Source organism: Fischerella muscicola PCC 7414, from assembly GCF_000317205.1.
In the GTDB taxonomy this organism is placed as follows: Bacteria; Cyanobacteriota; Cyanobacteriia; order Cyanobacteriales; family Nostocaceae; genus Fischerella; species Fischerella muscicola.
In genome coordinates this window covers 15,470-27,840 of sequence record NZ_AJLK01000175.1, presented here as the reverse complement: position 1 = coordinate 27,840, position 12,371 = coordinate 15,470, and the positions used below count along the sequence as shown (strand labels likewise).

Sequence of the window (12,371 nt, the reverse complement as noted above, 5' to 3'; positions counted from 1 at the left end):
TCTGCCTTCTTCAATCTCTGTTCTTCCTATCTCCCACAATAACTTTACACAGTTTTACAAAATAATTGCGTAAAAGAATCTCCCAGAAGTGTAGCAATATAAAGAAGCAACTATAAATAATGCTATAAAAATGAGACTAGGATTATCAGGTCAAGTATTGACAGGGGTTGTAGGGTTCTGTGGTATCGCTATATTGACTTTGACAGCATCTGTAGCACCCGCTAATGCTAAACAGATAATCAGCCCTAGAATAGAGCAACTTACAACCACCAAAGCTGATGACTTCTACAATCAGGGAGTCAATAAGTATAACCAAGGAGATTTAGAAGGCGCGATCGCAGCTTTTTCCGCAGCCATTGGACTTGATCCTAATGATGCGATCGCTTATGTTAACCGCGGCTATACCCGCTATGATTTAGGAGACAAACAAGGAGCGATCAAGGACTTTACCACAGCAATTCGCCTCAACCCTCGTGATCCTGTTGCCTACGTTAATCGCGGATATAGCCGTTATGACTTGGGAGATAGCCAAGGCGCCATACAGGACTATAACAGAGCTATTAATCTTGATCCTAGTTATGCTCTTGCCTACTACAACCGAGGTCTTGCCCGCAATGATTTGGGAGATAAAAAGGGAGCAGTGGAAGATTATACCACAGCAATTCGTCTTAACCCAAATGATGCCCTTGCCTATGTCGGTCGAGGCAATGTCCGGGATGAACAAGGAGATCACCAAGGAGCAATAGAAGACTATAACCAAGCACTGCGTCTCAATCCCAATGAAGCTTTTGCTTACTACAACCGGGGTGTGACTCGTTACAACCAGGCAGACTCCTTTGGGGCAATAGATGATTTTGAAAAGGCCGCAGATCTATTTTTACGACAAGGAAATACTACACAGTATCAACATGTTTTAGAACTGATTACTAAAATTGAGCAGCAGACAGGTGAAAGTTTGGTTTCAATCTGATATGTTAATTATCATTTTGAAACGCAGAGGTTCGCAAAGGAAACGCACCAGGTAGCAGAGTTTTTTCGCTACGAATTTGTGAACTCTATAACTCCCTTATACCAAGTCCGGCTAATTGCTTATGATATAAAGCTGGGGCATTGGGCATTGGGTATAGTCATATCCCAATTACCTATTACCTATTACCGACCCCAACGAATAATATAAGTATTTAACCGGACATGATATTATTTTTCTATTGCAAAACTGACTTTTTTAGTGTAATACTCCCTTGTTGCGTATACACTAATAATACTGTCACCAATTATAAAAAATATGCCTTCTTGCTCGTCTTTAGAAAACAGCAAATTCGGATATTTTTTAGTAAGTTCTGGCGCAGTCATAACCTTTGCATTCATTCCATCTGGCAACACTCCGGTAGAACCAATATATAATACTAAGGGACTAATTTTGTCACGGTAGATTTCTGAGGTAAATTCCTCTAACTTAGCATTGGTTGTAAAGAGGGCTGCTATCAGATCATCTTTGTTGACACTTTTGCGATCGCGCTGCTGTTGCAAAATTTGTGACAAGTTCTCAGCACCAATTTTGCTAAGAATGCTAGCAACAATACCATTGTTATCTAGTCCCAGAAAATCATCAAAAATCGGTTTCATGAACTCATCTACGGGAGTAATTTTTATCCGAGATGATAATTGCTTGTGTCTGCAAGCGATATTTTCATGAAAAACCATATCAAAGCTAGGCTTGGAGATAATTTCTCCTGTTGCTGTATGATAAACTTCATACATCCTATCAAGAAACTTGTTAGCAGAATGTAGTTTACCTAGATTGAGAATGTCGGTGCTACCAATATCAATTTTGTAGCTAACGCGTGAATCAAGATTACGTTGAGCTAGAGCTTTTTTAATGTTAGTGTATTCGTTAGTTGTGGGAAAGTTGAGGTTAAGACGTTTAGAAATATAATGCTTTTTCAACTCTTCCAACTGTTCTGGTAAAAAGATATCTGACTCTTTTTTCAAAAGTGCAGAAATAATACTGGCAAGTACTTTAGCTTCTGCAAGTTGATAAAATAAACCCTCAATACTACTGTAATGTTGCTCAATGGGTACAAGGGGCAGATGATCTAATCTGAGAGTATACTCACGGCGAAAATCATACTCTTCGTTTTCTAGTACACCTTTTTCTCGCAGCAAGTCAAAAGTTTTTTTGCTGCTAATCTTAACTTGTAGTGATTTGACATTGACTTCGCCTTCACTAACAATGGTGTAATTATTAAAGCTATTTAAGTCATTTACCAATAAACCCGCAACTTCAAAAATAGGAGTTTTATCTTCTGTCTTGATCAGTCTGACTTTGCGGGTAATCAGCATGTTGATATTGGCTGTGTTGTGGTTAAGTTCAAACGTACCCATACCAACATATTCACCATTGTCTATGTATTGTGTTGTTAGCCAAGGCTTAATAAGATTGCCATTTTCATCTCTGAAACCTGGAACTCTTTTGACACCTGTTCTTTGATAGTTTGCTTGTAGGTGCTTGAGGTTGATAATAATATGATTGCGATGCGCTTCCAAAATTTTCAGCAGTTCCAACAGAGAAATTCTATTGTTTTCTTCTACTTGCTGCATAATTTTATGTTTCCGCAAAACTCTTGGATAAAATAATGCAATTTCCACATCACACACTTAATTTTTATCCTGTATAGTACAATTGTATCATAATCCACTCATTTATGGGGTAGCCACACCTCCCATTTCTGTGGTTAAAATATTTTTTACCAACAGTTAAATTTTTAACTGACTACGCAAAGATTCATTGATATTATAAAAATCGCCCTAAAGCAACTGCTTTAGAACGATTATCTAGTACTCGACCACATAAGTTTTGAGGAGTTGCGAGGGGTTAGATCCCCGACTTTTTTAAAAAGTCGGGGATTCTGGCCAACCTATCAAAATCAATGTGGTGAAATACTAGAAATTTTATCTGTCCAAAAAAAGTTAGAAACTAAAGGTAGTTCTGAGTGCGCCAATGATCACATCGTCATTGTCACTGTTATGATCCGGTGCAGTTAGCCAAATCACACCTGGAGTAATGCTAATATTTTCGCTCACCTGATATTGGTAAAAAGCCTCAAAGTGATATGAGGTATCTTCGTCCTCATCGATTTCATTGATGCTAGAACTTGTAACTTTCGGTTCCATGCCGACAATGATACCCGCTAAGCTGCCTTGGCTACCGAGGTCAGGAAATCCTAGAGTTACTGCCCAGTTCCAAATATCCAGCTTACCACGGTCAATTGTTCCTCCTTCTGTTGATAAGTTCCGAGCATTAGTGTAACCAACCCAACCACCCAAAACAAAATTATCACTAAGTTTATAGGATGCTTGTAGACCGTAGGAGTTACTGGAAAATGGTACAGTCACCGGTTCTGGTTCTCCAGGAACATCAGGGGGAGGAGTCAGTTGAGACTCAAGGAAAGAGATAGGATTGGCACGTGTGCTACCAGCACCGAGTTCCTGATTATAAGCATTGATGTAGGTTAAGCCAACAGTCAGGCGATCGCTCGGTTGAAATGTTAGCTGTGCGAGTGCGCCGTAAGGCCCGTTAAATATACCATTATCAGCAGATGGGTCATTAGGTGAACTCCCCAAATACGCTAAGCTGAGTGCTAATGCTTCGCTAAAGTTTTGAGTAACACCCAAACCCGCACCATCCATTTGGTAATAAATAGGGTTACGTGTACCAAAAGTTGATAATGCACCAAATGCACCATCTCCATCAAACAGATTGACTGTATTTGTAACGTCGTCGGCTGCGCCTGCATTGGCAATAGCAATTACCTCAGTACTGTCAGTCAGCGAAAATCTGTACCAGAGTGCATCCAGGAAAGCATCAGTTGTGCCATCCTCACCAGCAAAAAACAGACTACCTTCTGATGTGCCAATATCTGGGTTAAGAATGTTATTTGCTTGAATCCTGGTAAATAGAGTATCTGACCCTGTGAAACTAGTGTTTAATTCTACACGCGCCCGCGCCCCAAGAGTTGTATTGTTATCTTTAGCATCCACACCATTAACATTATCTCCTCCCAGAACATCGGTAATTGCCATTACCACTTGTCCAGTTAATTTGGTGGTGGTAGAAAATTGATTTGCTTCCAATTCTGCGGTACGTGCTTCTAATGTATCTACACGACCCCGCAGAGTCGCCAAGTCTGCGGAAAATTCTTCTTGCAGTCTTTGTAATGTGGCTAAATCTTCTTTTGTTACCAACTCTGATGTGGCGGTAGCGATGATTTCGTTGACGCGATCTAAACATGCATTTAAACCTGCGGCAAATTCATAACGCGTCATCGGCCGATTACCGCGATAAGTACCGTTTGGATATCCAGCTATACAACCGTAGCGTTCTACTAGTGATTGTAAAGCTTGAAATGCCCAGTCTGTTGGTTGTACATCCGACAATTGAGAAACCGAAGTTACTTGAGATTGAGTATTGTTGTTCTCAACTTTTTGCTTGGGAGTGACTACCAACTGCGGTGGAGTGTTTTCGGAAGTATTGATTGTTTCTCCAGCTAATGCGGTAGCATCAACAAGTAGGATGGCGCCGAGAATTGCTGGACTAACCAGCAAAGATTTCCAAAGTTTTTGCATTTTTCCTCACACTAAACTAAAAAAGGCACAAGGGAAATAACTACCTCCCAGTCCTAATGCGCTAACTACAAACTCAACTGTATATTTTTGACAAATTACCACTCCGCTTGCTGACAGCAGATTTATTGAAAAGTATTCTCAAATAATTTATCATGTTGTTAGCAATTTTTTTAACAAAAAGTCTAGGAATCATAACTACATGGCTATTTGGGCAACAGATTGACCATAGGGACTGTTGGAAAAATCTATCGCTAAATTTACATTTCTAAACAAACATCTCATGAGAATGAAAATTATTTTTCTTTCTATTAGAGGTAGAATAAGACTCATTGTCAAGACCTAATCCCTGGGGAGGTAATCAGGCAGTGACTCACAGAGCAAGTAAAAAAAATAAATTTCCAAGCAGTATTGTATCTTTGATAACTTTACTTTTATTGAGTACTGCTTGTAATCAAGCAGATACAAAACGCTCAGTCAATGCAGAACAATCGCCCCAAGCACAGGAAGCAGCATCCACACCGACAGCAGAATCAAAAAAAATTAAAGTAGTGGCGTCCTTTTTACCGATGTATTGGTTTACTCAAGCAGTAGCAGGAGATGCAGCAGACGTAGCAATTTTAGTACCTCCAGGAACAGAAGTACATGAGTATCAAGCTACACCAGAAAATGTGAAAGCGATCGCTACAGCTAATCTATTAGTAAAAAACGGCTTGGGTTTAGAAGAATTTTTAGAACCAACAGTCAAAAATGCCCAAAATGCGAAGTTAACACAAATAGATGCCAGTAAAGGCATTCAAACTGTTGAAGAAATATCACCCGTTGTAGAAGCAGCAAATAAAGCAGAACACAACCATGAACATGGTGAAGGCAATCCCCATGTATGGTTAGATCCTGTTTTGGCAAAACAACAAGTTATTAATATCCGGGATGGTTTAATTGCGGCTGATCCTGCAAATAAAGCCACATACGAAGCAAATGCAGCAGCTTATATAAAACAATTAGAAGATTTACATAATCAATATCAGCAGACTTTACAAAAGAATCCTAACTGCACATTTATCACATTCCATGATGCCTATCCATACCTAGCGAAACGTTACAACCTCAAGCAAGTAGCAGTAGTAGAAATTCCTGAAGATCAACTGACACCAACTGATGTACAAAAAGCGGTTAATGCGGTGAAAAAGTATAATGTTAAAGCTTTGTTTGGTGAACCAGGAATAGATAACAAATTATTGAAAAGTCTTTCTCAAGACTTGAATTTAACTTTATATGAACTCGATTCTTTGGAAACAGGTTCAACAGACCCACAACATTATTTTCAGGCAATGAGAAATAATTTACAAACTTTAGAAACAGCTTGTCAATAGATGTAATTAGTTGATTGTTGTTTGTTTGTTGTTCGTTGACTTTTAAGTAATGACTATTGAAATTCCTGTCCTGAAAGTAGAAGAATTGAGTGTAAATAAGGGTAATTATTTAGCTATTCGGGACGTTTCCTTTGATTTGTTGCCCGGGACAAATACTGCTATAGTTGGCCCTAATGGTGCAGGTAAAAGTACTTTAGTACAAGCAGTTTTAGATTTAATTCCTCGCACTGCTGGCAATATAGAAATATTTGGTCGTCCAGTAACTAGACTAGGACACTTGTGCCATCAGTTGGGCTATGTGCCACAGCATTTTATTTTTGACCGCAGTTTTCCGATTTCTGTAAGTGAGTTGGTAGGCTTGGGATGGGTCAAAGAAGGGAAAAGGGAAAATTCACTTTTTCAAAGCCTATGGCAGGGAAATCAGGGAAAAGCAGCAGCTGTAACCTCGGCTTTACGACGAACAGATACTTATCATCTGCGAAACCAAGCAATTGGTACTCTCAGTGGTGGTCAGCTAAAGCGAGTATTGCTTGCTTATTGCTTGGTAATGCCTAGAAGATTATTAGTACTAGATGAAGCCTTTGCTGGGGTAGATGTACAAGGTGCGGCAGATTTTTATACCTTGCTAAATGAACTGAAGCAGGAAGAAGGTTGGACAGTTTTACAAGTTTCCCACGATATTGATATGGTCAGTCGTTATTGCGATCGCGTGATTTGTCTCAACCAAACTATCGTTTGCACCGGAGTACCAGAAATTGCACTTTCACCACAAAATCTGTTAGCAACCTACGGCCCAGGATTCAGCCGCTACCAACACCAACATTAAAAGGATGAAGTGTGAAGGATGAAGTATAAATTTTTATCCTTCTGCCTTCTGCCTTCTGCCTTCATCCTTCATCCTTCTCATCTAGGTGTTCAGCAACAGCTTGATAAAGATGCAAAACATGGTTATCGTGGAGGCGATAAAATACGCGACGACCTTGCTTACGATAATTAACTAAGCGCATGACTCGTAAATTTCGTAACTGATGAGATACAGCAGATTCACTCATGTCCAGTGTCGCTGCTAAATCACTAACACAATATTCTTTTTCAGCTAAAAGAGATAGAATTCGCAGACGATTAGCATCCCCTAAGAAACTAAAAAATTCTGCCATCCTTTGGGCTTTTTCGCTGCTAAGAAGTTGAATTGATAGGGGTTGCAACTCTTTTGTAAACATCTCGCTTTTCTGGCATTTAATTAAGTGAATGAAAATTAAACTTATATACTTAAGACATTCATGAATTTTGTATAAATTAATATTGCATGATTTTTTTAAATGATAATCATTTCAATTGGTTAGCTGTCACCACGGCTAGTGATTTATTAACTTTGTTACAGTTTCCCTTTATGCAGCGGGCTATGATTGGTGCTGTCTTAATGGGAATACTTGGTGGTTTGCTTGGCTGTTTTGTCACCCTGCGCCAGTTATCTTTTTTCAGCCATGCTGTCGGACATGCGGCATTAGTAGGCGTAGCATTAGGCGTATTGCTACAGTTAAATCCTACTTGGATGTTACTACCTTTCACATTGGTGTTTGGGGTAGTTGTGATTTACTTTATCGACAAAACAGATTTAGCTAGCGATAGCGTACTTAGTATAGTATTATCAGGAGCATTAGCGATCGGCATAATTTTAAGTAGCCTCATCCAAGGATATCGCGGCAACTTAATGGGAGTCTTGTTTGGCGATATTCTGGCGATCGATCTCACAGACCTGATTTTAACCATGTTGGTGCTTGTGGGTGGGAGCATATTTCTATTATCAACCCTGCGCCAGCAAATTTTGTTAACCCTTAATCTTGGTGTGGCAAAAGTCCAAGGGATTCCGGTACAAATTTATCGATATGGATTTGTGATTTTGCTGTCATTAGCTGTTGCTGTGGCGATTAAGGCTGTCGGCGTTTTACTGGTGAATGCATTTCTGGTGATTCCCGCCTCCACAGCCAAATTGATCAGCCATCACTTTAGCCGCTTTTTGCTGCTGTCAGTGATAGTTGGTTCTACCACCAGCATAGCTGGCATAATCGCATCAGGTCTTTTTAATCTTGCTTCTGGCCCGAGTATTGTACTTGTGCAATTCCTGGCGTTTGTGGCTGTTTTCGGCTGGGTCAAGTTTATGAGCAAAGGCGCATAGTTTTTTTGATTGACCTATTGCAATTTCATAAAAAGTTTGCTACATTGGTTAATCGTTGAAAACAAACGTTTCGCCGGGATAGCTCAGTTGGTAGAGCAGAGGACTGAAAATCCTCGTGTCACCGGTTCAAGTCCGGTTCCTGGCATCACACTAAACCCCTTGAAATCCTACGATTTCAAGGGGTTTCTAGTTTCTAAGTACTGGCTGAGGAAGAACAAATGTTCTAACTTTGAACTAAATTTTGGGCATTTTTGGATACCTTTAGATAAAAAATGGGTGTAAATTGGGTGTAAAAGAGATAGAGTAGAGGAGTAATTACACCTTATCAAGTTATGTTCTCCAAAACTCCTACAGGGCGGGCATCTAAGGGTTCTGTCTCTATCATTAACTCTAATGATCGGTTGCAGTTGCGGTTTAGATATAGAGGCAAGCGTTATTACATCTCTACTGGTTTAGCAGATACCCTAAATAACCGGAAATTAGCTGAACTTAAGGCATCTGAGATTGAGAAAGATATACTCTGTGAGCGATTGGACTTAACTCTACAGAAGTACCAACCTCAATCTGCTCTGACTACGATTACACCCATTACACCCATTAAGAAGCCTAAACCCGAATTAGACCAACTTTGGGATAGGTATAGCGAATTTAAGAAACCGCAAGTTAGTCCTAGTACCTACGCCAAAGATTTTGTCAAGCATCGAAATCACATTGCTAAGTTACCTACGCGATCGCTAGATGAAGCATCTGCTATTCGAGATTATCTTTTAGCCAACTTAACGCCAGATGCGGCAAAGCGTTGTTTAACTCAGTTCAAAGCTTGCTGCAATTGGGCAATGGAAGAGGGGCTAATTGACGCTAACCCTTTTGCTGCTATGAAAATCAAAGCACCCAAGGGTGCTACTGAAGAACAAGATATTAATCCCTTTAGTAAAGAAGAAAGAGATTTAATTATTCGTACTTTTGCTAGTGATCGTTACTACAACCATTACACCAACTATGTACGCTTTTTGTTTTTTACTGGATGCAGGCCATCTGAGGCAATTGCTTTGAAGTGGAAACACATTACAAATACTGCGGTTCAGTTTCGAGAATCTGTTGTGGTTTCTGAAGATGGGTTAGTTCTGAAGGAAGGACTAAAAACACAAAGAAAGCGTGATTTACCAATCAATAAAGAATTACAAGCGATCTTAAATGATATTAGGTCAGAACAACCTAATCCTGAAGCATTAATTTTTACCAGTCCAAAAGGAAAATTTATCGACCACCATAACTTTTCTAATCGTGCATGGAAAGCAATCTTAGCCAAATGCGGCATTCCGTACCGTAAGAGTTACCAGACACGACATACTTTTATCAGTTTGTGTGTTGAGTCACATATTAACAGCACAGCAATCGGTCGATGGACGGGAACCTCTGCCAAGATGATTGATAATCATTACGGTGCTACTAACTTTACCAACCTTAGACCTCCAAACCTTTCCTAAATTGACTTAAGAACATTACCCCATTAATAGAGTCTCACTAATTTCTCTGTTGCAGAAGTTCGCATTTAAAAAAGAAATCCCATCAATTTAGATGGGGTTAATCAATTAATTCTACTGAAATAACTGTATCCCTTATCAAACTAAACAGACAAACCAAAGACTCGCAATTCAAGCAAGTGTAATTAAAGAAGGTTATTTTAATAGGATTAGCGATGATAATCAAGCAAGCCTTTGAATGCTAAAAAGATAAACTTAGAACGATAAATGATGAGCCAATTCTGACATAAGTGTGCCAAATAGAGGCAGAAATAACCCTTAATTACCCAATCATTATTGTGCTGCCAGCTTCTTTTTGAGACGCAACTCAGCTTCTAATTGAGCAATGCGAAGTTCGGCTTTCTTTAATGAGGCTTCTAATTCGCTAATTGAAAGTCCTCCATTTTTTAGTTTCTCTGATTCCTCTTTGCGGCGCAGTCCTGCTTCAATGGTTTTCTTTCTCTAGCCACGATTCATATCTGGATTAACCGAATTTTATTAGTGGGATAGATTCAAGGGAACTGTCCAAATTAAAAACTCGAATGAACGCCTGCAACTCGTTTTTAGCTATACCGGAAAAGGAAGACAGTGATATAAATCCCTTCAGTCGGGATGAACGTGACAGAATTATCGAAGCATTCAAAAATAACCGCTACTACAAACACTATGCCCAATTCATTGAATTTCTTTTCATGACAGGCTGTATTAGGCGTAAATTCCTTACAAGATAGTAGAAATTGAGATTGCAGACCGAGCAGCAGCTATCTGCTGGATTGCCAATCATCAGTTAGGCGACGCAACATCACACCAAAAACTGCAAGTTATCTTAGAGGCAAGCGCTATATACATTTAAGGGGAAATCGTGAGGATAACTTGAAACAGAATTTACCGAACGGAAAAATTTCCTATCGGTAGAGGATGACCCCCAACAGGATTTACCAAACGGAAAAAATCCAATCAAGGTAGATGTGGCTAACAGATTGGCACTACAGTACAAAGTGAGCGATCGCACAATCAGGAATGACGCTCAATTTACTGAAGCACTTGATATTTTAGCTACTGCATTCGGAGAAGAAATAAAACACTTAATTCTGACTCGTAATACTAGATTGACCAAAAAAGACATCTTATCGTTAGCCAAGGTTGTGCAGGAAGAAGGGAAACAATTGGCACAAAAGCTACTGGATAAAAAACTGAATAAATGCGATATTGTTCAACAAATTAAGAGTAAGCAGCCCGTACCCAATCCACATTTTGTTGGTGAACTCTGCCAATAATTTGGCAAAGGTGATCCGGAATTAAAAAAGTTTTCCGGCTGCTGGTCCATAATTGTTGAGGTTAACACTTACAGTTGTGCTGTTCAAACTTACAGAATGGACTTTCCTGCTGTCAAACTTGAAAACTTAGAACCTGTATATACTCCGAATGAGACAACAGCTGCGAAAAATGGCGATCGCACTATTTTGAGCTTTGGCTATTTGATGAATATTTGTACCTATGTTTAACAGGTGCCAGTAACATTGCCGCGTAAAGTCCTCGCCTTGGTAATGGTGGGATATCGCAACGCCTCGGTTTTGATATCCCGACGCGGCATTTTAGACAGGGGCAAAACAGCTAACCTGGGCATGGCGAGAATGGTTGATTTGGTGATAGCGCACATCAGGATTAGACAGTGAGCAGCTAATCAGAGCAATGATTGCTGGTGGTGACGATCCAAAACCCCAGCACTTTCACAACCTTTCCAGTGGAAGCGATATTCGCTCTGCCGAGATAGAGAAAATCATCTCTGCGGTTTGATGCTCCCGACATTGAGGAAACCATGCCTATAATGTCACAGCAGCGATTATCCACTGAAATAAACAATCTTCAGCACTGTAATTTAAGCTTGGGTTATGCGTCTTTGCGAGTTTTGCAGCTGACAAGAAGAAATTAAAAAAAGTATAAAAGAACACTTTGTCTTGACAGTCTATGATGAGTAATAGTAATCATCTATAAAAAACGTACAGGATGCTCTGCCATGAACGGAGTGTTGCAATGATAATAACCCCAGAACAGGTAATTAACGCAATTACTGCGATCGCCAATCCTTTGATTAAGGACAAAATTCAGAGATAACGTTTACCACTCATCCCGTAACATCCTTTGAGCAACCACATTATCACCTTGCCAGCTTAAACGTCCTGCCAAATCCGAAAAATCGTAGGGTTTTATCTGAGGTGTATCTGGGATGCTTGGATTCAAGACAATAACTACATCAACAGTACCAGCTGGCAACTCTGTTGGAATATCAAGGTGTAAATTCCCTGACCCATCGATCACTGCTGCTAGTTTTAACACTTTCATATTCTGAGATTTTTATAATCTATCCTTTATTATAAGTGGCAATAAGTAAACACTTCCTATTTGTTGGGAGTATGGCGAGGAGAAGCGATCGCAATTGTAGTGGTTATTCAGTTTGCGATCGCCTATGGTAAATTTAAGGCGCGATCGCTCTCGTCAGCGTGAAGGTTGACCAGCAGGAAATAGTAAAGTACCAAAACCTCGCCGGATCAGTGATTCACTCCGACTGCTAGCCCAAATGCAAACCGCAGGCGAACGCAACGGCAAGGCAGATTTTCCAACAGATGACGACGAAAAGTAAACTACTTGCCAATACGCGCGGCGTTGCATACAGTG

At 39.8% G+C, this 12,371-nt stretch carries 14 protein-coding genes and 1 tRNA gene; 9 read left to right on the top strand and 6 right to left on the bottom strand.

Features of this window, described 5'->3' with window-relative positions; all coding sequences use genetic code 11:
- The first annotated feature begins 130 nt into the window (after positions 1 to 130).
- Entirely contained in the window at positions 131 to 970 is an 840-nt protein-coding gene (locus UYI_RS0127880) for a tetratricopeptide repeat protein (RefSeq protein ID WP_016869977.1), read from the top strand.
- Positions 971 to 1,197: 227 nt separating this feature from the next.
- Here UYI_RS0127880 and UYI_RS33620 read toward each other — a convergent pair whose 3' ends face one another.
- Together UYI_RS33620 and UYI_RS0127870 are read right to left on the bottom strand one after the other, a co-directional pair.
- Positions 1,198 to 2,601 carry a hypothetical protein gene (locus tag UYI_RS33620; RefSeq protein WP_199332395.1) on the bottom strand — a complete coding sequence of 468 codons (1,404 nt, stop codon included), beginning with the start codon at positions 2,599 to 2,601 and terminating at the stop codon, positions 1,198 to 1,200.
- A 369-nt stretch (positions 2,602 to 2,970) separates the two neighbouring features.
- Positions 2,971 to 4,626: an iron uptake porin gene (locus tag UYI_RS0127870; protein ID WP_016869975.1), complete on the bottom strand. Its 1,656-nt coding sequence runs from the start codon at positions 4,624 to 4,626 to the stop codon at positions 2,971 to 2,973.
- A 365-nt stretch (positions 4,627 to 4,991) separates the two neighbouring features.
- On the opposite strand from UYI_RS0127870, the gene UYI_RS0127865 reads away from it, so the two are divergent.
- Both UYI_RS0127865 and UYI_RS0127860 read left to right on the top strand, forming a co-directional pair.
- Positions 4,992 to 5,996 (top strand): metal ABC transporter solute-binding protein, Zn/Mn family, encoded by a 1,005-nt coding sequence (locus UYI_RS0127865; protein ID WP_016869974.1) that lies wholly within the window; start codon positions 4,992 to 4,994, stop codon positions 5,994 to 5,996.
- Positions 5,997 to 6,045: 49 nt separating this feature from the next.
- Complete coding sequence (locus tag UYI_RS0127860) at positions 6,046 to 6,822, top strand: metal ABC transporter ATP-binding protein (RefSeq protein ID WP_016869973.1); 777 nt, start codon at positions 6,046 to 6,048, stop codon at positions 6,820 to 6,822.
- Positions 6,823 to 6,883: 61 nt separating this feature from the next.
- On the opposite strand, the gene UYI_RS0127855 is transcribed toward UYI_RS0127860, so the two are convergent.
- Positions 6,884 to 7,216, bottom strand: coding sequence for an ArsR/SmtB family transcription factor (locus UYI_RS0127855; protein ID WP_016869972.1), 333 nt, complete (start codon positions 7,214 to 7,216; stop codon positions 6,884 to 6,886).
- Positions 7,217 to 7,302: 86 nt separating this feature from the next.
- Here UYI_RS0127855 and UYI_RS0127850 point away from each other — a divergent pair, with 86 nt between their 5' ends.
- From UYI_RS0127850 to UYI_RS39885, 6 genes are all read left to right on the top strand, one after another.
- Positions 7,303 to 8,172, top strand: a complete 870-nt coding sequence (locus UYI_RS0127850) for a metal ABC transporter permease (protein WP_016869971.1) — start codon at positions 7,303 to 7,305, stop codon at positions 8,170 to 8,172.
- Positions 8,173 to 8,244: 72 nt separating this feature from the next.
- Positions 8,245 to 8,317 (top strand) — tRNA-Phe (locus UYI_RS0127845).
- 187 nt (positions 8,318 to 8,504) lie between these two features.
- The gene (locus UYI_RS0127840; RefSeq protein ID WP_016869970.1) at positions 8,505 to 9,659 is read left to right on the top strand and encodes a site-specific integrase; all 1,155 of its coding nucleotides are present in this window, start codon (positions 8,505 to 8,507) and stop codon (positions 9,657 to 9,659) included.
- A 578-nt stretch (positions 9,660 to 10,237) separates the two neighbouring features.
- Positions 10,238 to 10,426: a hypothetical protein gene (locus tag UYI_RS37295; RefSeq protein WP_180977192.1), complete on the top strand. Its 189-nt coding sequence runs from the start codon at positions 10,238 to 10,240 to the stop codon at positions 10,424 to 10,426.
- 237 nt (positions 10,427 to 10,663) lie between these two features.
- The gene (locus UYI_RS34290) at positions 10,664 to 10,972 is read left to right on the top strand and encodes a hypothetical protein (RefSeq protein ID WP_016869968.1); all 309 of its coding nucleotides are present in this window, start codon (positions 10,664 to 10,666) and stop codon (positions 10,970 to 10,972) included.
- Between the two features lie 96 nt (positions 10,973 to 11,068).
- The gene (locus UYI_RS39885) at positions 11,069 to 11,200 is read left to right on the top strand and encodes a hypothetical protein (protein WP_016869967.1); all 132 of its coding nucleotides are present in this window, start codon (positions 11,069 to 11,071) and stop codon (positions 11,198 to 11,200) included.
- Here UYI_RS39885 and UYI_RS37830 read toward each other — a convergent pair.
- The 3 genes from UYI_RS37830 to UYI_RS40300 all read right to left on the bottom strand — a co-directional run bounded on the left by UYI_RS37830 (position 11,197) and on the right by UYI_RS40300 (position 12,365).
- Positions 11,197 to 11,355: a hypothetical protein gene (locus tag UYI_RS37830; protein WP_162140428.1), complete on the bottom strand. Its 159-nt coding sequence runs from the start codon at positions 11,353 to 11,355 to the stop codon at positions 11,197 to 11,199. The two genes, UYI_RS39885 and UYI_RS37830, sit on opposite strands and share 4 nt — an antisense overlap.
- A gap of 458 nt (positions 11,356 to 11,813) precedes the next feature.
- Positions 11,814 to 12,038: a hypothetical protein gene (locus UYI_RS0127820; RefSeq protein ID WP_016869964.1), complete on the bottom strand. Its 225-nt coding sequence runs from the start codon at positions 12,036 to 12,038 to the stop codon at positions 11,814 to 11,816.
- Positions 12,039 to 12,191: 153 nt separating this feature from the next.
- Positions 12,192 to 12,365 carry a hypothetical protein gene (locus UYI_RS40300; RefSeq protein WP_016869963.1) on the bottom strand — a complete coding sequence of 58 codons (174 nt, stop codon included), beginning with the start codon at positions 12,363 to 12,365 and terminating at the stop codon, positions 12,192 to 12,194.
- Positions 12,366 to 12,371 lie beyond the last annotated feature (6 nt).